This is a genomic window from Pseudomonas sp. 18173, assembly GCF_050432945.1.
In the GTDB taxonomy this organism is placed as follows: Bacteria; Pseudomonadota; Gammaproteobacteria; order Pseudomonadales; family Pseudomonadaceae; genus Aquipseudomonas.
In genome coordinates this window covers 106,751-131,529 of sequence record NZ_JBKFTN010000001.1, presented here as the reverse complement: position 1 = coordinate 131,529, position 24,779 = coordinate 106,751, and the positions used below count along the sequence as shown (strand labels likewise).

The window sequence follows — 24,779 nt, the reverse complement described above, 5'->3', positions numbered from 1 at the left end:
GCGGCAGAAACGATTGAACTCGTCGCGGTTCAATCTTTCTGCCGCTTTTTTTACGCATGCCGGATAGCCGGAAAGGAGCAAGCAGATGGACTTAAATGCTGAGGTAGACAACCTGGTCAAGGTCTCCCAGACCTGGATCCCGATGATCATGGAATACGGCAGTCGTGTACTGCTGGCGGTCATCACCCTGGCCATCGGCTGGTGGCTGATCAACAAAGTCACGAAAAAGCTTGGCGGCCTGATTGCATTGCGTAATGCCGACCTGGCGCTGCAAGGCTTCATCAGCAGCCTGGCGAACATCATCCTCAAGATCCTGCTGATCGTCAGCGTGGCCTCGATGATCGGTGTGGAAACCACTTCGTTTGTCGCGGCGATTGGTGCGGCGGGCCTGGCCATTGGCCTGGCCTTGCAAGGCAGTCTGGCGAACTTCGCGGGCGGCGTGCTGATTTTGCTGTTCCGTCCGTTTCGTATTGGTGACTGGATTGAGGCTCAGGGTGTCGCCGGTACTGTCGACAGCATCCAGATTTTCCACACCGTACTGCGCACCGGTGACAACAAGACCATCATCGTGCCCAACGGTAACCTGTCGAACGGCATCATCACCAACACCAACCGTCAGCCCACCCGCAAAGTAGTGTTCGACGTGGGTGTGGATTACGAAGCGGACTTGCAGAAGGCCCGTGAAGTGTTGTTGGAGCTGGCCAGGGATCCACGCGTATTGGCAGATCCGGCACCTCAAGCGGTGGTTTCTACTTTGGGTGACAGTTCGATCACTCTTTCGCTTCGGGTCTGGGTAAAGACGGCGGATTACTGGGATGTGATGTTCATGTTCAACGAACTATCCCGTGATCGTTTGAAAGCAGCCGGTGTTGATGTTCCGTTCCCACAGCGGGTTATTCGCGTGGTTCAGGAGTCCGCGGTGCAGTGATGGGGCTTGCCTTTAGTGCCTGACTTTGAAGTCAGGTGCGTACTGCAAGAGATTCGTCAGCAAGTGCTGTACGGCAGACAACGAAAAAGGCCCATCCGAAGATGGGCCTTTTTTTGATTACCGCAAACTAACTTTCTGTGATTACAGAATGTTGAGTGGGTAGTCGGTGATCAGGCGGAACTCAGAGATATCGCCTTCGCCTTCGTCAGCATTGGCGGTGTGCCATGCTTGACGGATGCGGAACGACAGATCCTTGGCTGGGCCGGATTGAATGACGTACTTGGCTTCCACGTTGGTTTCGTGGTGCTTGCCGTCTGCACCGTACAGACCGGTGTAGGTGCTGTTCGATGGAGTGTTGGTACCGTCGATGTTCCAGCCATTCACGTAACGGACCATGAAGCTCAGGCCAGGTACGCCGTACTCGGCCATTTTCAGGTCGTAACGGGCTTGTACCGACTTCTCGCCAGGGGCGTTGAAGTCAGAGTACTGAATGGAGTTGGCGAGGAAGATCGAGTCGCCACCACGGTTGTTGTCACCCACACCGATGTAGTCGAACGGGGTGTCGCCGTTGACCTTCTGGAAAGCCAGGGTCAGGGTGTGTGCTTTCAGGAACGAGTAGGCAGCGGCCAGGGAGTAGGCGGTGTTGTTGATGTCGCCTGCTTTAGCGTTACCGGTGTCGCGAGTGTTGTAGATGTTACCGTCGAAGTTAATCGAGTTGTCGCCGCCCAGTGCGAGGGTGTAGTTCGCGTTGGCGTAGTACTGGTTCCAGACGTCTTCGAGCTTGGCACCGTACAGCGATACGCTCAGGTCCGGGGTAATGCCGTACTTGCCACCGAAGTAGTCGATGGAGTTGGCAGTCACGCCAGCGTAAGTAGCGAACAGCTCGCCGTCACGAGCGTTGCGGTCCTGGCTGGTTGCCGAGTAGAAGTGGCCGGCTTCGAGGTCGAGGTCTTTGACTTCGCTGCTCTGCAGTTGGATACCGCTGGCAGTTTGGTGAAGGATACGGGAACCACCTACAGCGAACACTGGAGAAGTGCTTGGCTGCATGTCGCCGATTTTCAGCTCGGTCTTGGAGATGCGGAACTTGGCGGCAGCGCCGGCTTTGCCCTGGCTGTTGTTGACTTCGCCATCAGAGTCCACGGACATGTTGCCGGAACCTGCGTACTTGTCGGAACCGTCCAGTTTAATGGCCAGTTGACCCCAAGCTTCAACGCCAACGCCGATCAGGCCTTGGGTGTAGCCCGAGCTGTACATGCCCTGGATGCCCTGGGTCCAGTCTTTGTCGTCGGTTGCGCCGTTTTTCTTGTTACGGTTGTAGTAGTAGTTGCGAACCAGCAAGTCGAGTTTGCTGTCTTCAACGAAACCTTTGGCTTCGGCCTGGTCGCTTACGAAAGGTGCGGCTACTGCCAACTGAGTACTGGCTGCTGCTGCAACTGCCAGTGCGATCATGCTCCACTTCATCACGCGCATCGTGATTTGCTCCTTTGGTTTTAGAAGAGTACTGCCGTCCCACCTGTTTTATTATCTGGGCGGCTCTTTCTTTTTGTGTCGGCGCAAACTTATATCACGCCGACAATGTTGGCGATACTTGCGTATCTAACCTTTCGCCTTCTTTACGACCGTGTCGCAAACAGCGTGGTAGATGTCGCAAATTTCCAGCTCCGACGCAACCGGGCTGACAACTTTAATGCTGTTTTCTGAGCCCTGGTGCCGGCAAAAAGAGTCCTGGTGAAACGTTTGAATCTCCATCGGGCTACCTTGCCACTGTCTTTTTTTACCTGAGGACCTCCGCTTCCAGCGGGTGCCACATCAGCTTTGGTTGGGTATGAATGCAACAAGCGTGCACAAATTCACGTTTTGTTGCATTTTTTTTAAAATTGTCCATCTGACGCTATAAAAACCTCATGAAACCGGGGGGTTCAGCGCGTTTAGTTTGGGCTTGACGCCTTGCCTGGCATCATGTTGCACCCATCTGGCCGACTACCTGACATCCAAAAATGTTACCGGTTCACCCCACCAGTGAGTAGATGGCGGATGTCGAAGCGTTCAGCGTAGACCCGCTGTGCAGATTTGGTGCAAAAAAATTTTAACCTGATACTGAAATCATCCCTGTTGATTGCCTGTCTGGCGCGAACACTTCGTTGTGAATCAGTCATTTCGGCGTTTTTGCCGGCTGATTGGTTCTGTAATGGTGCGCAGTTGCGAAAAGTGTCTTATTCGGGGGCGGGTTGTCCGCTTTTCGCTTGAGCTCGGGGTCTCTGTGCAAGGTTCGCCGTGATGCGTGCGCCGTTCGCAGGTAGGCTGCCGTCCGGTCGCTTGGCGCGCTGCTCCTCTGGATGGGCGCTAAGCTGAAAAATGATGGCCCGGCGGGAGTGCGCGCAGTGTTCGCTTTAGATCCACGACTTCAACAAGACACGTTACCGATCGGCGACTTTCCGCTCTGCCGGTTGCTGTTGTCCAACGATTCGAACTATCCCTGGTTCATCCTGGTACCTCGTCGTGAGGCTATCAGTGAGATATTTCAGTTGGATGTCGCCGACCAGCAGCAGCTTTGGCAGGAGACGACGACGCTTTCGCAAGTGCTCAAGGACTCGTTCGATGCGGACAAGTTGAATGTCGCGGCGCTGGGCAATGTCGTCAGTCAGTTGCACATGCATGTGATTGTGCGCAGGCGCGATGATGCCGCCTGGCCAGCGCCGGTTTGGGGAAAGCAACCGGCAAAACCCTATGGTTCGGAGCAGATCGCCGCCATTCGCGAGCGTTTGCGTCTGATATTGACCGATGATTTTACGTTTCTGGAGGGCTGAGCCATGAGCCTGGAAGAGCGCGTTACCGATCTGGAAAGTCGCCTGGCCTTTCAGGATGACACCATCCAGGCATTGAATGATGTGCTGGTCGCGCAGCAGCGCGTGGTCGAACGTCTGCACCTGCAAATGGCCGCGCTAATCAAGCGGCAGGAGGAAATGGTCGGCCAGTTCGAGTCGTTCGAAGAGGAGGCGCCGCCACCGCACTATTAGGTGGTGCGCAGGTATGAAAAAACCGCGGACAGCTCGGCTGTGCGCGGTTTTTTTTAGCCTTGAATCAACGACGTGGCAGTGCGGCGATCACGTCTTCGGCTTGCAGGCCTTTGTCACGATTCATGACAGAGAACTCCACGCGCTGGCCTTCTACCAGGACGCGGTGACCTTCACCGCGAATGGCCCGGAAGTGGACGAAGATATCGTCGCCGGAGTCGCGGGAGATGAAGCCGAAGCCTTTGGATGTGTTGAACCACTTCACGGTGCCGGTATCGCGGTTGCTCATGTCGTAGCTTGGCGAGGCGGCAGCCGGTGACGATTTGTAGAGGCTGATGCCCAGATGCAGGGCAACGGCGATCAGGGCTGCGACCAGGCTGAACAGAACGGCGGGTTGACCGGCGATGACAGGCATCGGCGCGATCAGCGTCAGGGTTTGCAGGACTACCGCCAGAACCAGCAGGGCGCTGACCAGGTTCTGCAACTGGTGGCGCGGACCTTTGTTCCAGTAAGGGATGACAGGTGCAAGTGTGAGGTTGAGCAGACCGAAAAAGGCCAGGTACAGCGCGTCAGGTTGTTGCAGGTAAGGCAAGGCTTCGGATTTCAGGCTAGGGATGAAGGACAGCAGCAAGGCAGCTGCGCCTATCAGTAGATGGACGATTTTCAACATTTTGATTAACTCACGTTAAGACAGCTCACAAGGAAGAGCTGATGGCGCACGGTTCGCTTCAAAACAATAAAGAGGCGTTGGACACGTACCCGGTATCAGCCTATGCGCCATGCCCGGAAAAATAGGCATTGGCGACACGCTGTCTATTTAACAGTAAAGCCGCAGGCTACTCAAATCGTGGCGTCGGGCGGCTGTTTTGCGGTGAGTTGCCGCAGGTTGCCCTAAGTTTCAGGGCTGCGGTAAGGCGGCAGGTCTGCCAGGGTGGTTCGGCACCTATTACTCGACAAAGTCAGTGGCGAACTTGTGGTCGAGGTGCTGATCCAGTGCATGCTGGCGCATGAAAAAATGGCCTGGATGCTTGGTACTCTACTTTCCTACACCATTCAATGCTGTGCTTCTGAAGGGTGGACTCACTTTGTTGTGTGGGAAATTGTCCGGAGTAGGACGTTCTCCAAGGTCCGCCAAAAGTTGTTGGCTAATCCTACGTCGACGGTCATGAAGTCGTCTGGATATACCTTTGCGCCTGCGTTTTTATAAGTCGACAGACAGTTGCTCTTAATGAAGCCAGGATGGCAAAGGAGTGTCAGCGTTATGGTTTGTGAAAGGCAAGAAGAGGGGCGATACGGTTCGCACAGGGAAGTAAGGGTCGATCCTTTCGTTCGCGAGTTCGATATGGGGTTGGTCCAGCCTTTGTCTCGCTCCGTACGATTGAATGGCTTCGCCACCTGTTTGCGGCTTGAGCAGGTGTATTGGGATATCTTGGGGGGGATGGCCCGGGTCAACGGTTGCTCGGTCAGTAACCTGTTGTCTCATGTGGATCGCGAAGTTCACTTGCGTCACGGTGGAGTGAAGAACTTCAGTGGATTGGTGCGGGTTGTCTGTGTCGTGCACAGTCTCAAGGAGGGAAACTGCAACGTCACGGCCTGACCTGGGCGGCGAAAGCAGCAGAGTGTCGGCCCGTGCAGTCTTACGGCTGCACAGGCCGCATTTAATGGATATAATCCCGCTCTTTGCCGCAAAACCCTGCGTTTGCGGTAGCAATCTGATCGCCGAGACAACCTCCATGCCGATGTACGATTATCAATGTGCTTCCTGTGGTCATCAGTTGGAAGCCATTCAAAAGATCAGCGATGCACCGCTGGTCGACTGCCCTGCCTGTCAGGCGCCAGAGCTTAAAAAGTTGCTGTCCATGCCGGGCTTCCGCCTCAGCGGCACGGGTTGGTACGAAACCGATTTCAAGACCGGTTCCAAGAAGAACCTGGCCGGCGGCGACAAAGCTGACTAAGGTCTGGAACCTGAGTTGAACGACACGCGCGAGCTCTTGCATCACCCGGCGACTTTTTAAAGGCGGGGCTGCTGTAGGATCTCCAACCGAATTTCGAATTACGAGAAGTGAAACCACGACCATGATGCGCAGCCATTATTGCGGCCAACTGAACGAAAGCCTGGACGGCCAGGAAATTACCCTTTGTGGATGGGTCCACCGTCGCCGTGACCACGGTGGGGTGATTTTCCTCGATATCCGTGATCGTGATGGTCTGGCCCAGGTCGTGTTCGATCCGGACCGCGCTGAAACCTTCGCCGCAGCCGATCGCGTGCGCAGCGAGTACGTCGTGAAGATCACCGGCAAGGTTCGCCTGCGTCCGGCCGGTGCGACCAACGCCAACATGGCGTCGGGCATGATCGAAGTGCTCGGCTATGAGCTGGAAGTACTGAACGAATCGGAAACCCCGCCGTTCCCGTTGAACGAATTCTCCGACGTCGGCGAAGAAACCCGCCTGCGCTATCGTTTCCTCGACCTGCGTCGCCCGGAAATGGCCGAGAAGCTGCGTCTGCGTTCGCGCATGACCACCAGCATCCGCCGCTTCCTGGACGAGAACGGCTTCCTCGACGTGGAAACGCCGATCCTGACCCGCGCGACCCCTGAAGGCGCGCGCGACTACCTGGTGCCGAGCCGTACTCATGCCGGTTCGTTCTTCGCCCTGCCGCAATCGCCACAGCTGTTCAAGCAACTGCTGATGGTGGCCGGCTTTGACCGTTACTACCAGATTGCCAAGTGCTTCCGTGACGAAGACCTGCGTGCCGACCGTCAGCCGGAATTCACCCAGATCGACATCGAGACCAGCTTCCTCGATGAAAAAGAGATCATGGGCCTGACCGAACAAATGATCCGCAACCTGTTCAAGGAAGTGCTGGGTCTGGAGTTCGGCGAGTTCCCGCACATGACCTTCGAAGAAGCCATGCGCCGCTACGGTTCCGACAAGCCAGACCTGCGCAACCCGCTGGAACTGGTGGACGTTGCCGACCAGCTCAAGGAAGTCGACTTCAAGGTGTTCAGCGGCCCGGCCAACGACCCGAAATGCCGCATCGCCGCCTTGCGCGTTCCAGGCGGGGCAAGCATGCCGCGCAAGCAGATCGACGATTACACCAAGTTTGTCGGCATCTACGGTGCCAAGGGCCTGGCGTACATCAAGGTCAACGAGCGCGCCAAAGGTGTCGAAGGCCTGCAGTCGCCGATCGTGAAGAACATTCCTGAAGACAAGCTCAACGTGATCCTCGATCGCGTTGGCGCGGTCGATGGCGATATCGTGTTCTTCGGCGCCGACAAGGCGAAGATCGTCAGCGAAGCGCTGGGTGCACTGCGGATCAAGCTCGGCCACGACCTGGACCTGCTGACCTGCAAGTGGGCGCCAATGTGGGTCGTCGACTTCCCGATGTTCGAAGAGAACGACGATGGCAGCTTCACCGCCTTGCACCACCCGTTCACTGCACCGAAGTGCACCCCGCAAGAGCTGGAAGCCAACCCGGCTGGCGCTCTGTCCCGTGCCTACGACATGGTGTTGAACGGCACCGAACTGGGTGGCGGTTCGATCCGTATCCACCGCAAGGAAATGCAGCAGTCGGTATTCCGTCTGCTGGGCATCAACGAAGCGGAACAGGAAGAGAAATTCGGCTTCCTGCTCGATGCCCTGAAATACGGCGCACCGCCGCACGGTGGCCTGGCCTTCGGTCTGGACCGTCTGGTGATGCTGATGACCGGCGCCCAGTCGATTCGTGAAGTGATCGCCTTCCCGAAAACCCAGAGCGCGGCAGATGTCATGACCCAGGCGCCGGGCCAGGTGGATGCCAAGGCATTGCGCGAACTGCACATTCGTCTGCGCGAAACGCCTAAGGCTGAGTAAGCTTGACCTGAAGGGCGCATCTCGGGATGCGCCCTTTCTTTATAGATAGAGCTGTTCAAGACTTTTGTTTGTCGGCCGGCGCAATGCAGCGCGGCGGGCAATGTTTCAAAGAGAATTCGGAGCGAGTTATGGCAGGTCATTCCAAGTGGGCGAACATCAAGCACCGCAAAGAACGTCAGGATGCCAAGAGGGGCAAGATCTTCACCAAGTGGATTCGTGAGCTGACCGTTGCAGCCCGTCAGGGCGGTGGCGATCCGGGCTCCAACCCGCGCCTGCGTCTGGCCCTGGACAAGGCCCTGGGTGCCAACATGAGTCGTGACATCATCGACCGTGCTGTCGCCCGCGGTACCGGCGCTGCCGACACCGACGACGTGGTCGAGCTGACCTACGAGGGTTACGGTCCGGGTGGCGTGGCAGTGATGGTCGAATGCATGACCGACAACCGCAATCGCACAGCCGCCGCTGTTCGTCACGCGTTCAGCAAGTGTGGTGGCAACCTCGGGACTGACGGTTCGGTGGCCTATCTGTTCGAGCGCAAGGGGCAGATCTCCTTCGCTGCCGGCGTTGACGAAGACGCGCTGATGGAAGCCGCCATGGAAGCCGACGCCGATGACGTGGTGACCAATGAAGACGGTTCGATCGACGTTTTCACCTCGTTCGCCGGCTTCTATTCCGTGCGTAACGCACTGGAAGCGGCGGGTTTCAAGGGTGATGACGCAGAAATCGTCATGTTGCCGACCACCAGTGCCGAGCTCGATCTGGAAGGTGCCGAGAAAGTCCTCAAGCTGATCGACATGCTCGAAGACCTGGATGACGTGCAAAACGTTTATTCCAACGCGGAAATTCCGGAGTCGGTTGCCGCACAGCTCGGTTGATCCGCTTCCTCCTGTAGGAGCGAGCCCTGCTCGCGAAAAACCCGAGAGCGACGCTGATTTCAAGCGTTGCGTTATCGTTAAGGTCCATCGCGAGCGAGCTCGCTCCTACAGTGAGCGGTGTCATGGCCGACGCGTTATTTCAATTTATCCGCAGGCGTTATGACTTTAATTCTTGGTATCGACCCCGGTTCGCGCATCACCGGTTACGGTGTGGTTCGTGATACCGGCCGTGGCTGTGAGTACGTCGCCTCCGGTTGTATCCGCACCGGTGCCGGCGAACTGTACGAGCGACTGCAGATTGTCTATCGCGGGGTGCGGGAGATCATTCAGACTTACCATCCGGTGACCATGGGGATCGAAAAGGTGTTCATGGCCCGTAACGCCGATTCCGCCCTGAAGCTGGGGCAGGCCCGTGGCGCCGCAATCGTGGCAGGAGCCGAGGAAAGCCTGGAAATTGCCGAATACACCGCAACCCAGGTCAAGCAGGCGGTGGTCGGCACCGGTGCGGCCAACAAGGAGCAGGTGCAGATGATGGTCATGCACATGCTCAAGCTGACCAGCAAGCCGCAGATCGATGCCTCGGACGCCCTGGCCATTGCCATCTGCCATGCTCATACCCGTTCCAGTCTGTTGCCCCATGGTCTGGGAGCAGCACGCAGTCGTGGCGGGCGCCTGCGTCTCTGATAGCATCAGCAATCATTTTTATGGAGCGGGGGCGTTTCGCCTGGGTTGTCGGCGGTATACCTTCGCTCTATCAGTCGCTGGCCCAGAGCTGGCCAACGCTCAAGGATTTGTAACGTGATTGGACGTTTGCGCGGCACCCTGGCTGAGAAGCAGCCTCCGCATCTGATTCTGGATGTAAATGGCCTGGGCTATGAACTCGAAGTGCCCATGACGACCCTTTACCGCTTGCCGTCGGTCGGTGAGCCGCTGACCTTGCACACCCATTTGGTTGTGCGCGAAGACGCCCAACTGCTCTATGGTTTTGTCGGCAAGCGTGAGCGAGATTTCTTTCGCGAGTTGATCCGCCTCAATGGCGTCGGGCCGAAACTGGCGCTGGCCCTGATGTCGAGCCTGGAAGTCGACGAACTGGTTCGTTGCGTACAATCCCAGGACACTTCGGCGTTGACCAAGGTCCCGGGGGTCGGCAAGAAAACCGCCGAACGCTTGCTGGTGGAGCTCAAGGATCGCTTCAAGGCCTGGGAAACCGTACCGGCCATGTTCGCCCTGGTGCCGAACCAGCCGGATGGACCTGCTCCGGTGAACACGGCTGAAAATGACGCCGTCAGCGCCTTGATTTCCCTGGGCTACAAACCCCAGGAAGCCAGCAAGGCAGTGTCTGCGATCAAGGATAAAGGTTTGAGCAGTGAAGACATGATCCGCCGCGCCTTGAAGGGAATGATCTAAGTGATTGAAGCTGATCGTCTGATCGCTGCCACGCACAGCCCGCGTGAGCGCGAAGAAGTCCAGGACCGGGCGATTCGCCCGGTCAGCCTCGCCGAATACATCGGCCAGCCGACCGTTCGCGAGCAGATGGAGTTGTTCATACAAGCCGCTCGCGGTCGTAACGAGTCGCTGGATCACACGTTGATCTTCGGGCCGCCCGGCCTTGGCAAGACCACCCTCGCCAACATCATCGCCCAGGAAATGGGGGTGTCGATCAAGAGCACCTCGGGGCCGGTGCTGGAGCGCCCCGGCGACCTGGCGGCGCTGTTGACCAACCTTGAACCTCACGATGTGCTGTTCATCGACGAAATCCATCGCCTGTCGCCCATCGTCGAGGAAGTGTTGTACCCGGCCATGGAGGATTTCCAGCTCGACATCATGATTGGTGAAGGTCCGGCGGCGCGTTCGATCAAGCTGGATCTGCCGCCGTTCACCCTGGTCGGCGCCACGACGCGGGCGGGGATGCTCACCAACCCGTTGCGTGACCGTTTCGGGATCGTCCAGCGCCTGGAGTTCTACAACAACGCCGATCTGTCGACCATTGTCAGCCGTTCGGCAAGCATCCTTGGTTTGCCGCTGGATCCGGAGGGCGCCTTCGAAATCGCCCGCCGTGCCCGTGGCACGCCACGGATTGCCAACCGGTTGCTGCGCCGGGTGCGCGATTTCGCCGAGGTTCGCGCCAAGGGGCATATCACCAAGCCGATCGCCGACCTCGCACTGAACCTGCTGGACGTCGACGAGCGCGGCTTCGATCACCAGGACCGGCGTCTGTTGCTGACCATGATCGAGAAGTTCGACGGTGGGCCGGTCGGGGTCGACAGTCTGGCCGCCGCCATCAGCGAAGAGCGTCACACCATTGAAGATGTGCTGGAGCCTTACCTGATCCAGCAGGGCTACATCATGCGCACGCCACGGGGGCGAGTGGTGACGCGGCATGCCTACCTGCATTTCGGTTTAAACATTCCGTCACGATTGGGCGAAATGCCCGTGGCAGACGAGTTCGTCGATGCCAGTGACGATTAATTAACCTTGCGTGCTGATTTTTTCGGGCAATGTAGTGTCCCAGGACCGTACTTTCACGAGAAAGCCGCAGATCAATGAAAAAACAGTTGCCTGGCCGGATTGGCAACCTGAGGAGTAAGCACTAGAGTATGCGCGCGCAAAACGGGCTTGAGCCTTTCGCACATCGCTGTCGCGTTTATTACGAGGACACCGATGCGGGCGGCATCGTGTATTACGTCAATTACCTCAAGTTTATGGAACGGGCTCGAACCGAGCGGCTACGAGATCTGGGTTTTGCCCAATCGCAGCTGGCAGGGGAGGACCTGTTGTTCGTCGTGCATTCCAGCGAAGCGCGCTACCACGCGCCGGCGCGACTGGACGACGAGCTTTTGGTAAGCGCTGAAGTAATCGAATTGAACCGTGCCAGCCTGCGCTTCAAACAGCAGGTCAGGCGGGTAACGGATAATGCGCTGCTCTGCGAAGGGCAGTTTTTGGTGGCCTGTGTGCGCACCGACAGTTTGAAACCCCGGGCCATTCCCGAAGCTCTACGAGCGGCCTTTGCCGACGTGAGCGGCGCGGGTACACACTCAAAGCAGGAGATAAAGCGTGGAAGCTAACGTCGTCGACCATTCCTCCATGTGGAGCCTGGTCAGCAATGCCAGTATCGTGGTGCAACTGGTAATGCTGACCCTGGTAGCCGCATCGGTGACCTCGTGGATCATGATCTTTCAGCGCAGCAACCTGCTGCGCGCCGGTCGACGTGCCCTGGAGAGCTTTGAAGAGCGCTTCTGGTCGGGTATCGACCTGTCCAAGCTGTACCGTCAGGCCGGCAGCAACCCGGACCCTGATTCGGGTGTCGAGCAAATCTTCCGTGCCGGTTTCAAGGAGTTCTCCCGTCTGCGCCAGCAACCAGGCGTTGATCCGGAAGCTGTGATGGAAGGCGTGGCCCGTGCCATGCGCGTGGCCATTTCCCGCGAAGAAGAAAAGCTCGAGCAGAGCCTGCCTTTCCTGGCCACCGTCGGTTCCGTCAGCCCGTATATCGGTCTGTTCGGTACCGTGTGGGGGATCATGAACTCCTTCCGTGGACTGGCTACCGCCCAGCAAGCGACCCTGGCCACTGTGGCCCCGGGTATCGCCGAAGCACTGATCGCCACGGCCATCGGCCTGTTCGCCGCGATTCCAGCCGTTATCGCCTACAACCGTTTTGCTGCTCGCAGCGAAACCCTGCTGGGCCGCTACTACACCTTCGCCGACGAGTTCCAGGCGATCCTGCACCGCAAAGTGCACACCAGCGAAGAATAAGCAGGTAATTACCAATGGCTTTAATCGCTCGAGCTCGCAAAAAGCGCAAGCCGGTCGCCGAGATGAACGTGGTGCCCTACATCGACGTGATGTTGGTGCTGCTGGTCATCTTCATGGTGACCGCGCCGATGCTCAATCAGGGCGTGAAAGTTGATCTGCCCAAGGTTTCCAGCGAAGCCTTGCCGCAGGACAACAACACCCAGGTCCTGACCATTTCCATCAAATCCGACAAGACCTACTACTGGAACCTTGGCAGCGAAGTCGACACGGACAAGCAGCAAGACCGGGCCATGACGTTGCCGCAGATGACCGACGCCGTGACCAAGATCATTCGCGTCGGCAATGAAAACGGCAAACACACCCAGGTCTTCATTCGCGGTGACAAATCCGTCGACTACGGTTCCGTCATGGGGGCCATGGGCGGGTTGCAGAAAGCCGGGGTCGGTAATGTTGGCTTGATTACCGAGGCGCCCTGATGCAGCAACAGCGAGAGCCGTCCGCCTCGGAAAGCTACTTCTGGCCTAGTGTCTGGGCGATTGGCTTGCACGTGCTGGTGTTCGGCATGCTGTTCGTCAGTTTTGCCTTTACTCCGGAACTGCCGCCGGCCAAGCCGATTGTCCAGGCGACCTTGTACCAGCTGAAATCGAAAAGCCGGGCGACCACCCAGACCAATCAGAAGATTGCCGGTGAAGCGCAGAAATCTGCTGCGCGTCAGACCGAAGTCGAACAGTTGGAACAGAAAAAGGTCGAGCAGGAAGCGGTGAAGGCGGCGGAACAAAAGAAAGAAGAGGCGGCTCAAAAGGCCGAAGAAGCCAAGAAGGCTGACGAAGCCAAGAAAGCGGACGAGGCGAAAAAGGCTGATGAAGCCAAGAAAGCCGACGACGCGAAGAAAGCCGCGGAAGCCAAGAAGGCAGAAGAGAAACAATTGGCTGATATAGCCAAGAAGAAAGCTGAAGAAGAAGCCAAGAAGGCTGCTGAAGAAGAGGCCAAGAAAGCGGCCGCTGAAGAAGCCAAGAAGAAGATCGTCGAAGACGCGAAGAAGAAAGCCGCGGAAGACGCCAAGAAGAAAGCTGAAGCTGAAGAGGCGAAGAAGAAAGTCGCCGAGGAAGCGAAGAAGAAAGCTGCTGCCGATGCTGCGAAGAAGAAATCGCAGGACGCGGCGCGTAAATCCGCCGAAGACAAGAAGGCTCAGGCCCTGGCAGATTTGCTTTCCGACACGCCGCAGCGTCAGCAGGCCTTGGCCGATGAGCAGGGTGACGAAGTCGCCGGCAGTTTCGATGACCTGATTCGAATACGTGCAGCGGAAGGCTGGGCTCGTCCACCTTCGGCCCGCAAAGGCATGACGGTTCAGCTGCAAATCGGCATGTTGCCGGACGGTACGGTGACTTCGGTCAAGGTGCTCAAGTCCAGTGGCGACGGTCCGTTTGACGCTTCGGCCGTAGCGGCAGTGAAGAATATTGGACGATTGACAGAAATGCAGGGAATGAAGCCGAGCGATTTTGCTCCGTATCGTTCATTCAAGATGACATTCACACCTGAGGATCTAGCCCCGTGAGAAACCTCCTACGAGGAATGCTCGTCGTGATCTGCTGCATGGCAGGGATCGCGATGGCAGATGAGAAAAACATTCTGGTCACCAGCGGCAGCGATCGGGCGACCCCGATCGCCGTTGTGCCGTTCGGCTTCCAGGGCGGTAGCGTGCTGCCGGATGACATGGCCGAAATCATCGGTAACGACCTGCGCAACTCGGGTTACTACTCGCCGATTCCAAAGCAGAACATGATCAGCCAGCCGAGCCAGGCCAGCGAGATCATCTTCCGTGACTTCAAGGCACTGGGTGCCCAGTACGTCATGGTCGGCAGCATCGTTCCGGCGGGCGGTCGCCTGCAGGTGCAATATGCACTGTTCAACGTGGCCACCGAGCAGCAAGTGCTGACCGGCAGCGTGTCGGGCGGCGTCGATCAGTTGCGCGACATGGCGCACTACATCTCCGACCAGTCGTTCGAAAAGCTCACGGGTATCAAGGGTGCCTTCTCGACTCGCCTGCTGTACGTGACGGCCGAGCGTTTCTCCGAGAACAACACTCGCTACACCCTGCAGCGTTCGGACTACGACGGTGCCCGTGCCGTGACCCTGCTGCAATCGCGCGAGCCGATCCTGTCGCCGCGTTTCGCACCGGATGGCAAGCGCATCGCCTATGTGTCCTTCGAGCAGAAGCGTCCGCGGATCTTCATGCAGAACATCGACACCGGTCGCCGTGAGCAGATCACCAACTTCGAAGGCCTGAACGGTGCGCCAGCCTGGTCGCCGGATGGCAATCGCCTGGCGTTCGTGCTCTCCAAAGACGGCAACCCGGACATCTATGTGATGAACCTGGGCTCGCGTCAGATCTCCCGCGTCACCAATGGTCCTGGTATCAACACCGAACCGTTCTGGGGCAAGGATGGCTCGACCATCTACTTCACTTCCGACCGTGGCGGCAAACCGCAGATCTACAAGACCAGCGCCGGTGGCGGCGGTGCCGAACGCGTGACGTTCGTCGGCAACTACAACGCCAACCCTAAATTGTCGGCTGATGAAAAGACGCTTGTCATGATTCACCGTCAGGATGGCTTCACCAACTTCAAGGTGGCGGCCCAGGATTTGCAGCGCGGTAGTGTAAAAATCCTCACTGATAGCACTCTGGACGAGTCGCCTACTGTCGCGCCCAACGGCACCATGGTAATCTACGCCACCCGCCAGCAGGGCCGGGGAGTCTTGATGCTCGTGTCCATCAATGGACGCGTAAGGCTCCCGCTTCCTACCGCTCAAGGCGAAGTCAGAGAACCTTCCTGGTCCCCTTACCTGAACTGACGCGGCGCTATACGTTTTACTTAACACAATTGGGGTTCATTAGGAGTTTCACGATGGAAATGCTGAAGTTTGGTAAATTTGCTGCGCTGGCACTGGCCATGGCTGTAGCTGTAGGTTGCTCGTCCAAAGGCGGCGACAATGCCGGTGAAGGCGCGGTAGATCCAAACGCTGGTTACGGCGCAAACACTGGTGCAGTTGACGGCTCCCTGAGCGAAGAAGCTGCTCTGCGCGCTATCACCACTTTCTACTTCGAATACGACAGCTCGGACCTGAAGCCAGAAGCCATGCGCGCTCTGGACGTTCACGCCAAAGACCTGAAAGCAAACGGCGCTCGCGTTGTTCTGGAAGGCAACACCGACGAACGTGGTACTCGTGAGTACAACATGGCACTGGGCGAGCGTCGTGCGAAAGCCGTTCAGCGCTACCTGGTACTGCAAGGTGTTTCCCCAGCTCAGCTGGAACTGGTTTCCTACGGCGAAGAGCGTCCAGTTGCTACCGGCAACGACGAGCAGTCCTGGGCTCAAAACCGTCGCGTCGAACTGCGTAAGTAATTCGTCATGCGAACGTGCCGTCGTGCTGTAACTGTTCTGGCTCTCAGTCTCGCGCCGCTTGCGGTGTGGGCTGCGGTTCCTGTGGTCGATGACAACTCCGGTTATAACAATAGCGGGAGCAGTTATCCGCCTGCAGGTTACGGTACGAACGGCGCCTATGCCGGGGGAGGGGTTTCGACCCCTGTCTCGGCACAGGGCGAGCTGTTCAACCAACTGCAATCAATGCAGCAACAGATCGAGCGCCAGCAAGGTGCGATTGAAGTTCTGCAAAACGATGTAGCGCGCATGAAGCAGGAAAACCTGGAGCGATACCAGGATCTTGATCGGCGCATAGGAACCGGTGTTGCACCAGCCGCGACTCCTGAAAATTCTTCCGCCGGTGGTGATGTGAACACCCCCGGTGCAGCCGCAGGTGCCGCAGCAGGCGCCGCCGCCGCGCAAGCACCTGCCGCGGGTAGCGAACCGGCAGATCCGGCGAAGGAAAAGCTCTATTACGATGCTGCCTTCGACCTGATCAAGGCCAAGGACTTCGACAAGGCCAGCCAGGCTTTCTCGGCGTTCCTGCGCAAATACCCAAACAGCCAGTACGCGGGCAACGCCCAATACTGGTTGGGCGAAGTGAACCTGGCCAAGGGCGATCTGCAGGGTGCAGGTCAAGCGTTTGCCAAGGTTTCGCAACTGTATCCCAAGCACGCCAAAGTGCCGGATTCGCTGTACAAGCTCGCTGATGTGGAGCGCCGCCTGGGTCATACCGACCGGGTCAAGGGCATTCTGCAGCAGGTGGTGTCCCAGTATCCGGGGACGTCCGCCGCCCAGTTGGCCCAGCGCGATCTGCAGAAAATGTAAGGCTGCCTGGCCCGTTTTGAAGAAACCCGCGCTTGTCGCGGGTTTTTTCGTTAGAATTCATCCCCTTTTTCTGAAACACGCTTTTTGGGATCTGCGCATTGCCGGGGTTCCTTGAAGTGCCTGACGGAGGCGGACAGCCTGTTTAGCTGTTACGCCCGTGGCGACTATGCAAGACACATTGAGAATCACCGAAGTTTTCTACTCGTTGCAGGGTGAAACTCGGACCGCCGGCCTGCCCACTGTTTTTGTGCGCCTGACCGGTTGCCCGTTGCGTTGCCAATACTGCGACAGCGCCTACGCGTTCACAGGCGGAACCATTCGCACGCTCGACGACATCCTCGAGCAGGTCGCCGGTTTCCGTCCGCGATACGTCTGTGTCACGGGCGGCGAGCCCCTGGCACAACCCAACGCCATTCCCTTGCTCAATCGCTTGTGTGACGCCGGTTACGAAGTGTCGCTGGAAACCAGTGGCTCCATTGATATCTCGGCGGTGGATACCAGGGTCAGTCGCGTTGTCGACCTGAAAACCCCGGGTTCGAAGGAAGCGCACCGCAATCGCTACGAAAACATTGAGCTGCTCACGCCCAACGATCAGGTGAAGTTTGTCATCTGCTCGCGGGAGGACTATGACTGGTCCGTTTCCAAGCTGATCCAGTACGGTCTGGACCAGCGTGCCGGTGAAGTCCTGTTCTCGCCAAGCCACCACGATCTCAACGCTCGGGATCTGGCGGACTGGGTGGTGGCGGACAACCTGCCAGTGCGTTTGCAATTGCAGCTGCATAAATATCTATGGAATGACGAGCCGGGGCGCTGAAATGACTGAACAACTGAACACTCCTGAAAAACGTGCGGTCATCCTGCTGTCCGGCGGCCTGGACTCGGCGACCGTCGTGGCCATGGCGCGCGCCGAAGGCTACAGCTGCTACACCATGAGCTTCGACTACGGTCAGCGGTCCCACGCCGAATTGCACGCCGCCGAACGCGTGGCCCGGGACCTGGGCGTGGTCGAGCACAAGGTGATCGGCCTGAACCTGAACGGCATGGGCGGCTCGGCGCTGACCGACAGCAGCATCGACATTCCGGAAGAACTGGGTGAGGGCATTCCGGTGACTTACGTGCCAGCACGTAACACGGTGTTCCTGTCCCTGGCGTTGGGCTGGGCTGAAGTGCTCGGTGCACGCGACATCTTCATCGGCGTCAACGCGGTGGATTACTCCGGTTACCCGGACTGCCGTCCCGAGTTCATCGAATCGTTCGAGCGCATGGCCAACCTGGCAACCAAAGCCGGCGTGGAAGGCAATGGTTTCCGGATTCAGGCACCGTTGCAAAACCTCAGCAAGGCGCAAATCGTCCAGGCAGGCGTGAAGCTTGGCGTGAACTATGGGCTGACCGTTTCCTGCTATCAGGCAGACGATGATGGCCGTGCGTGCGGCAAATGCGACAGCTGCCGACTGCGTGCAGAAGGCTTTGCCGCGGCCGGAATCAGCGATCCAACACCTTATTTTTGATTTATTTCAAAATAGGTGTTGAATAGTCCTTAAAAATCAGTATTATACGCGCCACCACACAGCGGGTCGTTAGCTCAGTTGGTAGAGCAGTTGGCTTTTAACCAATTGGTCGTAGGTTCGAATCCCACACGACCCACCATTTTTAGCTGTTTTAAAAGTCTGGAAGGCCCACGCAAGTGAGGATTTCCGGATTTTTTTTTGCCCGCAAGAAAGTACCCGTGCCACCGCTGCATTGGGCTAGTCACTCGTTGCAATGAAGGTGTCCAGTGCTTGAAGCGTCTCGGCAGGGCGTTCGATCATCGGCAGGTGGTTGCACCCTTCAAGGATGACCGAGTCGTTCGCTGAGTTGGCAGGAAGCCCGTTGCGCAACGTGTCCAGCGCCGAGACATCAATCACTTTATCCTCGCGACACCAGATGCCGAGTACCGGCATGTTCAATTTTTTCAGCCGGTGGTCGAGGGCGAGCCATTGCGAGGCGGGGCGAATCTGCGCCAGGGTGGATTCGATAAACGCTCGCTGTGCGCGGTTGGCCAGGATTGCTTCCTGCACTTGCCGCTCAGACATCTGTGGAGGGTCCAGATAGACGAGGCGGGCAGTGCGTTCAACGCCAGCGCGATCATCGTAGATAAACGGATTGCCTCCAGCATTCAATTCCCGCATGAAATCATTGTCTCTGAAGCTCAGGCCCAGTGCGCCTGCCAATACCAGCCGGCTGACGCGCTGCGGTTGATCGGCTGCGTACACGCCGGCGATGGCTCCACCCATTGAATGCCCGATAAGGGTGATGTTCTCGGCTTCGAGCGCCAGGACAAACTCATGGAGCCGGGTCGCTTGCGTCTCGATGTCATAGTTTGCATGTGCATGGCCGGTGGAGGCTCCCCAGCCCGGGAGGTCAGGGATGATGACGTGGAAGTGCGAACTCAACGCCTGGCCAAGTTCGAACCAGACTTGCTTGCTTGATGAAAAACCGTGGATCAGGATCACCGTTGGCCCCTGCCGCGCGCTTTCGTAATACGACCAGGTGCTGTTGCCTGCCTGGATCAGGCGCGCGCACAGAGGTGGGGTTTCACAATGCCGGGTAGTCGAAGCTGGATTCAGGTCAGTGCCCGCCAGCACGAGCGTTGAAGACATCAACCATGCTGTGAGCAGCAGGGTCGAGGCGGTCATGATCTTGATCAGATGTTGGATCGACATGTGTTCAGTCCTTTGGTTGTTCCGGTTTCGGGCGGGCGGTGTCCTTTAGCCGGCGTCACACCGCTATCCGCCCTGCACAGGTTAGTGGCAAAGCCATTCAGGTTTTGTGCGGTAACTGCAACGGCGAATGTTTTTTCCGAAAGATCAAGCTCATAGGCCTTGTATCAGGGCGCGTCTATTCATCGTCCTGGTCAGAATCATCTTTTGCATCCGTCGGATATTCTGTAGCCTTGCGCAGCTTCAACGCTGTCCGTGCCTGATCAATACCCACTTTCCCGGCGGTACCCCGAAGGGTCCGGAGCCGGGTGTATACTCGACTTTCGCGCGAATGCGCCTGCAGGTCTTGCGAACATGACGCAAATTTCCGAACGCCTTCTGGTTCAAGCCCACCTCGACGCCAAGCAGCCAAAGCCGCTGACCGCCGATGAAGAGGCTTATTACCGTGCTGCCATCGCTGCCGAGCTCAAGGCTCAGGACGCGGTGCTGGTGGCTCACTTCTATTGTGACCCTGTCATTCAGGCGCTGGCCGAAGAGACGGGCGGCTGCGTTTCCGACTCGCTGGAGATGGCTCGCTTCGGCAACGCCCATCCAGCCAAGACGGTGGTCGTCGCCGGCGTGAAGTTCATGGGCGAGACCGCCAAGATCCTCAACCCGGAAAAGCGCGTACTGATGCCGACGCTCGAAGCGACCTGCTCGCTCGACCTGGGGTGCCCGGTGGACGAGTTTTCCGCGTTCTGCGATCAGCACCCGGAGCGCACGGTGGTGGTGTACGCCAACACTTCCGCTGCGGTAAAAGCCCGAGCGGATTGGGTTGTGACTTCAAGCTGTGCGCTGGAAATCGTCGAAAGCCTGATGGACAACGGCGAGACCATCATCTGGGGCCCGGACAAGCATCTGGGTACCTACATCCAGCGCCAGACCGGCGCCGACATGCTGCTGTGGGACGGTGCCTGCATCGTTCACGAAGAGTTCAAGTCCAAGCAGCTTGAGGACATGAAGGCGCTGTACCCGGATGCGGCGATTCTGGTGCACCCTGAGTCGCCGACATCGGTGATCGAGTTGGCCGATGCCGTAGGCTCCACCAGTCAGTTGATCGCGGCGGCACAGAGCCTGCCGAACAAGACGCTGATCGTTGCGACCGACCGCGGCATCTTCTACAAGATGCAGCAGCTGTGCCCGGACAAGGTCTTTATCGAAGCCCCGACGGCGGGTAACGGCGCGGCATGCCGCAGTTGCGCGCATTGCCCGTGGATGGCCATGAACACCCTTGAGCGCACGCTGAAGGCGTTGAAAGAAGGGGCGAACGAGATCTTTGTCGATCCGGCGCTGATCCCGCAGGCGATTCGGCCGCTCAAGCGCATGCTCGATTTCACTCAGGCTGCGCGGATGAAGCTGGCGGGTAACGCTTAATAGCCGTCAGATCGCAAAAAACTGTGGGAGCGAGCCTGCTCGCGAAGAGGGAGTGCCAGCCAACATAAACGTTGCTGATACACCGCTTCGCGAGCAGGCTCGCTCCCACATTGGTTTGTGTGTTCAGGGACTATTTTTGGTCTTCTTCGGAATCCGCACCAGTTCGGTATTGGAATACATGTCATGCCAGCTGCGTTTCCGCTTGTCGAACAGCGACCAGAAAAACCCCAGGCCGACACACAGCAGTGAAGCGATCGACACGACAAAGCGCAGCAGCGCCTGCCACAGGCTGATGGATGAGCCGTCGGCATTCTGCACCCGGATGCACCACACCTGCATGCCCAGGGTCTGACCGGACCAGGTCCAGAATTTGGCGAAAAAGCCGAACAATACGAACAACAGGACCGTGGAGAGCAGGGGATCACCGTCCAGGGCACCCGCTTCGGTCAGGGTGCGCATCCTTTCTTCGCCGATGATCGCCATCTGGATCATCTTGTAGATGCCACTGGTGACGATCAGCAGGGCGGTGCACAGCAGGAAGTCATAGAACATGGCTGCCAGACGACGACCCAGGCCAGCGGCAGGAAAGTCGCCCTGGGGGGTAAGCAGGTGTTTCGACATGACAGGCTCTCGGCGAAAAAGAAGCCATTTTACGGATTTACGCGCACAAAAAAGCCCCTGATGTCAGCATCAGGGGCTTTTTCGTTACAGAAGATTAGCCTTCTGCTTGTACTTCGTCAGCCTGCATGCCTTTCTGGCCCTGCACAGCGATGAAGGTCACTTTCTGGCCTTCTTTCAGGCTCTTGAAACCGTTGCCCTGAATAGCGCGGAAATGCACGAACAGATCCGGACCGCTTTCTGGAGTGATAAAACCAAAACCTTTCTCGTCGTTAAACCACTTGACGGTACCGCTCTGACGTTGGGACATTTCTTATTTCCTTTGACGCAAAAAATTAATGACAGTCTCTTTCTCATGAAAGAGTACTGGGGCTGGTTGCAGGAGAGTAAGAAGACGTCGAACGGGATGTAGCTAACTTGTAGGCTACTGCCCAGGTCACGATTCCAAGCGACCCATGCAAACACAGTGAACAAACTCTACGCCAACTACGGGAGAAAAAACAAGCCCTGTGAAGGCCCCGTATTTCCTCAGGTTGATGGCAAAGTCAGTCCACTAGTGGGGCCTTATACGCTAGCGCTGTTCAAATGTTTTCGATCGTTATAAGCAAAGTTCATAATCGAAGCTTAGAGCCAAACAATGCACTATTTTATGGCGGTTGCGTTACACATTAGTGCGCTGTTAACGCAACCGCGTTACTTATAGGAACATTCAATCAGCCGCGATAGTAGCGTTGTGCAACGAATGGCATTTTGCTTACAAGCAAAGGCACCTTTTTCCCACGAACGATCGCCCAGACGGGGGTGTCCAGTGCGATGTAAGCGCTGTCGACATAACCCATGGCCAACGGCCCGCCCAGGGTCGGCCCGAAACCGCCGCTGCAGACGCTACCGATGATGTCGCCGGCTTCGTTGACGATCTCGGCACCTTCGCGCACTGGCGTGCGTTCCTGCGGTAACAGGCCGACGCGCTTGCGGCTGACACCTGCCTGTTGCTGGGCGAAAACGCTTTCGGCGCCCGGGAAGCCGCCGGCACGCGCGCCATCGGCACGACGTGGCTTGGAGATGGCCCACAGCAGGCTGGCTTCGATCGGGGTGGTGTCGGTGTTCATGTCATGGCCGTACAGGCACAAGCCCGCTTCCAGGCGCAGGGAGTCGCGGGCGCCAAGGCCGATGGCTTCGACTTCCGGCTCCGCCAGCAGGGCGCGGGAAAGGGCTTCGGCATTGGCGGCGGGAACGGAAATTTCGAAACCGTCTTCACCGGTGTAACCCGAGCGGCTGACAAAGCAGTCCACACCCAGCAGCTTCACGCGGGCGAACTGCATGAAGGTCATTTTTGCCACTTCCGGGGCCAGACGCGCCAGTACAGTGACTGCGGCCGGGCCTTGCAGGGCGAGCAGGGCGCGCGCTTCGAACAATGGCTCGATCGTACACTGGTCGCCAATGTGCTGGCGCAGGTGTGCCAGGTCCTGGTCTTTGCAGGCGGCGTTGACCACCAGGAACAGTTCGTCGTTGCCCAGGTTGGCGACCATCAGGTCATCGAGAATGCCGCCGGTCGCGTTGGTGAACATCGCGTAACGCTGCATGCCCACCGGCAGGTCGATGATGTCCACCGGCACCAGGGTTTCCAGGGCCTTGGCGGCATTGGCGCCGGTCAGGCGGATCTGGCCCATGTGCGAGACATCGAACAGCCCGGCCTGGTCACGGGTGTGCTGGTGTTCTTTCATCACGCCCAGCGGGTATTGCACGGGCATGTCGTAGCCGGCGAACGGCACCATGCGCGCGCCGAGCTCGATGTGCAGTGCGTGCAGCGGGGTTTTCAACAGTTGTTCGGTGGACATATTCAGCTCCTGAAGAAGGGTGCAGATGAGCGCACATCAGCACTCGATAATGTTGACCGCCAAACCGCCACGGGCGGTTTCCTTGTATTTGCTTTTCATGTCGGCGCCGGTCTGGCGCATGGTGCGGATGACCTTGTCGAGGGAGACGAAGTGCTGCCCGTCGCCACGCATGGCCATGCGCACGGCATTGATGGCCTTGACCGAGCCCATGGCGTTGCGCTCGATGCAAGGCACTTGCACCAGCCCGCCAATCGGGTCGCAGGTCAGCCCGAGGTTGTGTTCCATGCCGATTTCCGCGGCGTTCTCCACTTGTTGCACGCTGCCGCCCAGCACTTCGCACAAGGCACCGGCGGCCATCGAGCAGGCAACGCCGACTTCGCCCTGGCAGCCGACTTCGGCGCCGGAGATCGAGGCGTTTTCCTTGTACAGAATGCCGATGGCGGCGGCAGTGAGCAGAAAACGCACCACGCCGTCGTCGTTCGCGCCGGGGATAAAGCGCATGTAGTAGTGCAACACCGCGGGAATGATCCCGGCCGCACCATTGGTGGGCGCCGTCACGACGCGCCCGCCGTTGGCGTTTTCTTCGTTGACCGCCAGCGCGTAGAGGTTGACCCAGTCGAGCACCGACAGCGGGTCGCGCAAAGACGATTCCGGGTTCTTGCACAGTTGCCGATGCAGCGCGGCGGCGCGGCGCTTGACCTTCAACCCGCCGGGCAGGATGCCTTCATTGCGGCAACCGGCGGCCACGCAGTCCTGCATCACTTGCCAGATGTTCAGCAGGCCGGCGCGGGTTTCCGCCTCCGGTCGCCAGGCGCTTTCGTTGGTCAGCATCACCTGGCTGATGGACAGCCCATACTTGACGCAATGACCGAGAAGATCCTTGGCGCTTTTGAACGGGAACGTCAGGGGTGTAGCGTCTTCGACGATGCGGTCGGCGCCGGCGGCGTCTTCATCGACCACAAAACCACCACCGACCGAGTAGTACTCGCGGCTGCGGACTTGCAGGCCGGCGGCGTCGAAGGCGCGAAAAATCATGCCGTTGGGGTGATAGGGCAACGGTTTGCGAATCATCGCCAGGTGTTCTTTCTCGTTGAACGCAATGCTGTGTTCGCCGAGCAGGTTCAAGCGACCGCTACCGCGGATGTCTTGCAGACGGGCGGCGACGGTTTCCGTGTCCACGGTGTCCGGATGCTCGCCTTCCAGACCGAGCAATACCGCCTTGTCGCTGCCGTGGCCCTTGCCGGTGGCACCGAGCGAGCCGTACAGCTCGACCTTGACGCAGGTGGTGGCCGTCAGCAGCCCTTCCCGACGCAAACCTTCGACGAAACGCGCAGCGGCGCGCATCGGGCCGACGGTGTGGGAACTGGAGGGGCCGATGCCAATCTTGAACAGGTCGAACACGCTTAACGACATGGTGGTTCTCCGGTTTCTTGTTATTGGAATTTGACGAAAATCTTGTAGGAAGACTGGACCCTGTGGGAGCGGGCTTGCTCGCGAAGGCGGCGTAACAGGCAGCACATGAGGCGCCTGACACACCGCCTT

27 protein-coding genes and 1 tRNA gene are annotated in these 24,779 nt (G+C 58.1%); 21 read left to right on the top strand and 7 right to left on the bottom strand.

Translation table 11 applies throughout. The features are described from left to right. Positions 1–85 precede the first annotated feature (85 nt). Positions 86–928 carry a mechanosensitive ion channel family protein gene (locus tag ACLD1X_RS00630; protein ID WP_429365691.1) on the top strand — a complete coding sequence of 281 codons (843 nt, stop codon included), beginning with the start codon at positions 86–88 and terminating at the stop codon, positions 926–928. Positions 929–1,069: 141 nt separating this feature from the next. Here ACLD1X_RS00630 and ACLD1X_RS00625 read toward each other — a convergent pair whose 3' ends face one another. Further along, positions 1,070–2,398, bottom strand: a complete 1,329-nt coding sequence (locus tag ACLD1X_RS00625) for an OprD family porin (RefSeq protein WP_429365690.1) — start codon at positions 2,396–2,398, stop codon at positions 1,070–1,072. A gap of 911 nt (positions 2,399–3,309) precedes the next feature. Between ACLD1X_RS00625 and ACLD1X_RS00620 the strand changes: the two genes are divergently transcribed. After that, positions 3,310–3,735, top strand: a complete 426-nt coding sequence (locus ACLD1X_RS00620) for an HIT family protein (protein ID WP_429365689.1) — start codon at positions 3,310–3,312, stop codon at positions 3,733–3,735. A gap of 3 nt (positions 3,736–3,738) precedes the next feature. Further along, a complete protein-coding gene (locus ACLD1X_RS00615) occupies positions 3,739–3,945 on the top strand; it encodes a SlyX family protein (RefSeq protein WP_429365688.1) in 207 nt (68 codons plus the stop codon). A gap of 64 nt (positions 3,946–4,009) precedes the next feature. Here ACLD1X_RS00615 and ACLD1X_RS00610 read toward each other — a convergent pair whose 3' ends face one another. Continuing rightward, positions 4,010–4,612 carry a cold shock domain-containing protein membrane protein gene (locus ACLD1X_RS00610; RefSeq protein ID WP_429365687.1) on the bottom strand — a complete coding sequence of 201 codons (603 nt, stop codon included), beginning with the start codon at positions 4,610–4,612 and terminating at the stop codon, positions 4,010–4,012. A gap of 591 nt (positions 4,613–5,203) precedes the next feature. Here ACLD1X_RS00610 and ACLD1X_RS00605 point away from each other — a divergent pair. The 17 genes from ACLD1X_RS00605 (at position 5,204) to ACLD1X_RS00525 (ending at position 18,316) form a co-directional block, all read left to right on the top strand. After that, positions 5,204–5,539, top strand: coding sequence for a ribbon-helix-helix domain-containing protein (locus ACLD1X_RS00605; RefSeq protein ID WP_429365686.1), 336 nt, complete (start codon positions 5,204–5,206; stop codon positions 5,537–5,539). Positions 5,540–5,675: 136 nt separating this feature from the next. Then, the gene (locus tag ACLD1X_RS00600) at positions 5,676–5,897 is read left to right on the top strand and encodes an FmdB family zinc ribbon protein (RefSeq protein ID WP_032829812.1); all 222 of its coding nucleotides are present in this window, start codon (positions 5,676–5,678) and stop codon (positions 5,895–5,897) included. Between the two features lie 121 nt (positions 5,898–6,018). After that, a complete protein-coding gene (aspS, locus tag ACLD1X_RS00595; RefSeq protein WP_429365685.1) occupies positions 6,019–7,794 on the top strand; it encodes an aspartate--tRNA ligase in 1,776 nt (591 codons plus the stop codon). Positions 7,795–7,922: 128 nt separating this feature from the next. Next, positions 7,923–8,669: a YebC/PmpR family DNA-binding transcriptional regulator gene (locus ACLD1X_RS00590; protein WP_007995641.1), complete on the top strand. Its 747-nt coding sequence runs from the start codon at positions 7,923–7,925 to the stop codon at positions 8,667–8,669. Between the two features lie 159 nt (positions 8,670–8,828). After that, on the top strand, positions 8,829–9,353 hold the full coding sequence (gene ruvC / locus ACLD1X_RS00585) for a crossover junction endodeoxyribonuclease RuvC (protein ID WP_429365684.1): 525 nt from the start codon (positions 8,829–8,831) through the stop codon (positions 9,351–9,353). A 114-nt stretch (positions 9,354–9,467) separates the two neighbouring features. Beyond that, positions 9,468–10,076, top strand: a complete 609-nt coding sequence (gene ruvA / locus ACLD1X_RS00580; protein WP_007990731.1) for a Holliday junction branch migration protein RuvA — start codon at positions 9,468–9,470, stop codon at positions 10,074–10,076. Further along, positions 10,077–11,138, top strand: coding sequence for a Holliday junction branch migration DNA helicase RuvB (gene ruvB, locus ACLD1X_RS00575; RefSeq protein ID WP_429365683.1), 1,062 nt, complete (start codon positions 10,077–10,079; stop codon positions 11,136–11,138). It abuts the gene before it with no gap. Between the two features lie 128 nt (positions 11,139–11,266). Continuing rightward, complete coding sequence (gene ybgC / locus ACLD1X_RS00570; protein ID WP_429365682.1) at positions 11,267–11,734, top strand: tol-pal system-associated acyl-CoA thioesterase; 468 nt, start codon at positions 11,267–11,269, stop codon at positions 11,732–11,734. Further along, positions 11,724–12,419, top strand: coding sequence for a protein TolQ (gene tolQ / locus ACLD1X_RS00565; RefSeq protein WP_007995636.1), 696 nt, complete (start codon positions 11,724–11,726; stop codon positions 12,417–12,419). Before ybgC ends, tolQ begins: the two co-directional genes overlap by 11 nt. Before the next feature lie 23 nt (positions 12,420–12,442). Then, positions 12,443–12,895: a protein TolR gene (gene tolR, locus ACLD1X_RS00560; protein WP_162130292.1), complete on the top strand. Its 453-nt coding sequence runs from the start codon at positions 12,443–12,445 to the stop codon at positions 12,893–12,895. Beyond that, positions 12,895–13,974 (top strand): cell envelope integrity protein TolA, encoded by a 1,080-nt coding sequence (gene tolA / locus ACLD1X_RS00555; RefSeq protein ID WP_008015803.1) that lies wholly within the window; start codon positions 12,895–12,897, stop codon positions 13,972–13,974. The genes tolR and tolA overlap by 1 nt, the downstream gene beginning before the upstream one ends. Before the next feature lie 17 nt (positions 13,975–13,991). After that, the gene (tolB, locus tag ACLD1X_RS00550) at positions 13,992–15,272 is read left to right on the top strand and encodes a Tol-Pal system beta propeller repeat protein TolB (RefSeq protein WP_177323544.1); all 1,281 of its coding nucleotides are present in this window, start codon (positions 13,992–13,994) and stop codon (positions 15,270–15,272) included. Between the two features lie 53 nt (positions 15,273–15,325). Further along, on the top strand, positions 15,326–15,823 hold the full coding sequence (gene pal, locus ACLD1X_RS00545; RefSeq protein ID WP_003178634.1) for a peptidoglycan-associated lipoprotein Pal: 498 nt from the start codon (positions 15,326–15,328) through the stop codon (positions 15,821–15,823). Positions 15,824–15,829: 6 nt separating this feature from the next. Next, entirely contained in the window at positions 15,830–16,669 is an 840-nt protein-coding gene (gene ybgF / locus ACLD1X_RS00540) for a tol-pal system protein YbgF (protein ID WP_429365681.1), read from the top strand. 166 nt (positions 16,670–16,835) lie between these two features. Beyond that, positions 16,836–17,483 carry a 7-carboxy-7-deazaguanine synthase QueE gene (gene queE, locus ACLD1X_RS00535; protein WP_429365680.1) on the top strand — a complete coding sequence of 216 codons (648 nt, stop codon included), beginning with the start codon at positions 16,836–16,838 and terminating at the stop codon, positions 17,481–17,483. Between the two features lies 1 nt (position 17,484). Then, on the top strand, positions 17,485–18,177 hold the full coding sequence (gene queC / locus ACLD1X_RS00530) for a 7-cyano-7-deazaguanine synthase QueC (RefSeq protein WP_057398977.1): 693 nt from the start codon (positions 17,485–17,487) through the stop codon (positions 18,175–18,177). A gap of 63 nt (positions 18,178–18,240) precedes the next feature. Beyond that, a tRNA-Lys gene (locus ACLD1X_RS00525) sits at positions 18,241–18,316 on the top strand. Between the two features lie 98 nt (positions 18,317–18,414). Here the strand turns inward: ACLD1X_RS00525 and ACLD1X_RS00520 are convergent. Beyond that, complete coding sequence (locus ACLD1X_RS00520) at positions 18,415–19,371, bottom strand: alpha/beta fold hydrolase (RefSeq protein WP_429365679.1); 957 nt, start codon at positions 19,369–19,371, stop codon at positions 18,415–18,417. Between the two features lie 351 nt (positions 19,372–19,722). On the opposite strand from ACLD1X_RS00520, the gene nadA reads away from it, so the two are divergent. Then, complete coding sequence (nadA, locus tag ACLD1X_RS00515) at positions 19,723–20,781, top strand: quinolinate synthase NadA (protein ID WP_007995624.1); 1,059 nt, start codon at positions 19,723–19,725, stop codon at positions 20,779–20,781. Between the two features lie 123 nt (positions 20,782–20,904). Here the strand turns inward: nadA and ACLD1X_RS00510 are convergent, their stop codons facing one another. From ACLD1X_RS00510 to ACLD1X_RS00495, 4 genes are all read right to left on the bottom strand, one after another. Further along, complete coding sequence (locus ACLD1X_RS00510; RefSeq protein ID WP_429365678.1) at positions 20,905–21,402, bottom strand: RDD family protein; 498 nt, start codon at positions 21,400–21,402, stop codon at positions 20,905–20,907. A 94-nt stretch (positions 21,403–21,496) separates the two neighbouring features. After that, complete coding sequence (locus ACLD1X_RS00505; protein ID WP_007931076.1) at positions 21,497–21,709, bottom strand: cold-shock protein; 213 nt, start codon at positions 21,707–21,709, stop codon at positions 21,497–21,499. Between the two features lie 403 nt (positions 21,710–22,112). Continuing rightward, the gene (gene gcvT / locus ACLD1X_RS00500; RefSeq protein WP_429365677.1) at positions 22,113–23,237 is read right to left on the bottom strand and encodes a glycine cleavage system aminomethyltransferase GcvT; all 1,125 of its coding nucleotides are present in this window, start codon (positions 23,235–23,237) and stop codon (positions 22,113–22,115) included. A gap of 36 nt (positions 23,238–23,273) precedes the next feature. Next, positions 23,274–24,650: an L-serine ammonia-lyase gene (locus tag ACLD1X_RS00495; RefSeq protein WP_429365676.1), complete on the bottom strand. Its 1,377-nt coding sequence runs from the start codon at positions 24,648–24,650 to the stop codon at positions 23,274–23,276. Positions 24,651–24,779 lie beyond the last annotated feature (129 nt).

Coding starts and splice junctions, on each gene's coding strand:
- ACLD1X_RS00630 (WP_429365691.1), top strand. CDS start 86: ATGGACTTAAATGCTGAGGTAGACAACCTGGTCAAGGTCTCCCAGACC.
- ACLD1X_RS00625 (WP_429365690.1), bottom strand. CDS start 2,398: ATGCGCGTGATGAAGTGGAGCATGATCGCACTGGCAGTTGCAGCAGCA.
- ACLD1X_RS00615 (WP_429365688.1), top strand. CDS start 3,739: ATGAGCCTGGAAGAGCGCGTTACCGATCTGGAAAGTCGCCTGGCCTTT.
- ACLD1X_RS00610 (WP_429365687.1), bottom strand. CDS start 4,612: ATGTTGAAAATCGTCCATCTACTGATAGGCGCAGCTGCCTTGCTGCTG.
- ACLD1X_RS00605 (WP_429365686.1), top strand. CDS start 5,204: ATGGTTTGTGAAAGGCAAGAAGAGGGGCGATACGGTTCGCACAGGGAA.
- ACLD1X_RS00600 (WP_032829812.1), top strand. CDS start 5,676: ATGCCGATGTACGATTATCAATGTGCTTCCTGTGGTCATCAGTTGGAA.
- aspS (WP_429365685.1), top strand. CDS start 6,019: ATGATGCGCAGCCATTATTGCGGCCAACTGAACGAAAGCCTGGACGGC.
- ACLD1X_RS00590 (WP_007995641.1), top strand. CDS start 7,923: ATGGCAGGTCATTCCAAGTGGGCGAACATCAAGCACCGCAAAGAACGT.
- ruvC (WP_429365684.1), top strand. CDS start 8,829: ATGACTTTAATTCTTGGTATCGACCCCGGTTCGCGCATCACCGGTTAC.
- ybgC (WP_429365682.1), top strand. CDS start 11,267: ATGCGCGCGCAAAACGGGCTTGAGCCTTTCGCACATCGCTGTCGCGTT.
- tolA (WP_008015803.1), top strand. CDS start 12,895: ATGCAGCAACAGCGAGAGCCGTCCGCCTCGGAAAGCTACTTCTGGCCT.
- tolB (WP_177323544.1), top strand. CDS start 13,992: ATGCTCGTCGTGATCTGCTGCATGGCAGGGATCGCGATGGCAGATGAG.
- pal (WP_003178634.1), top strand. CDS start 15,326: ATGGAAATGCTGAAGTTTGGTAAATTTGCTGCGCTGGCACTGGCCATG.
- ybgF (WP_429365681.1), top strand. CDS start 15,830: ATGCGAACGTGCCGTCGTGCTGTAACTGTTCTGGCTCTCAGTCTCGCG.
- queE (WP_429365680.1), top strand. CDS start 16,836: ATGCAAGACACATTGAGAATCACCGAAGTTTTCTACTCGTTGCAGGGT.
- queC (WP_057398977.1), top strand. CDS start 17,485: ATGACTGAACAACTGAACACTCCTGAAAAACGTGCGGTCATCCTGCTG.
- ACLD1X_RS00520 (WP_429365679.1), bottom strand. CDS start 19,371: ATGTCGATCCAACATCTGATCAAGATCATGACCGCCTCGACCCTGCTG.
- nadA (WP_007995624.1), top strand. CDS start 19,723: ATGACGCAAATTTCCGAACGCCTTCTGGTTCAAGCCCACCTCGACGCC.
- ACLD1X_RS00510 (WP_429365678.1), bottom strand. CDS start 21,402: ATGTCGAAACACCTGCTTACCCCCCAGGGCGACTTTCCTGCCGCTGGC.
- ACLD1X_RS00505 (WP_007931076.1), bottom strand. CDS start 21,709: ATGTCCCAACGTCAGAGCGGTACCGTCAAGTGGTTTAACGACGAGAAA.
- gcvT (WP_429365677.1), bottom strand. CDS start 23,237: ATGTCCACCGAACAACTGTTGAAAACCCCGCTGCACGCACTGCACATC.
- ACLD1X_RS00495 (WP_429365676.1), bottom strand. CDS start 24,650: ATGTCGTTAAGCGTGTTCGACCTGTTCAAGATTGGCATCGGCCCCTCC.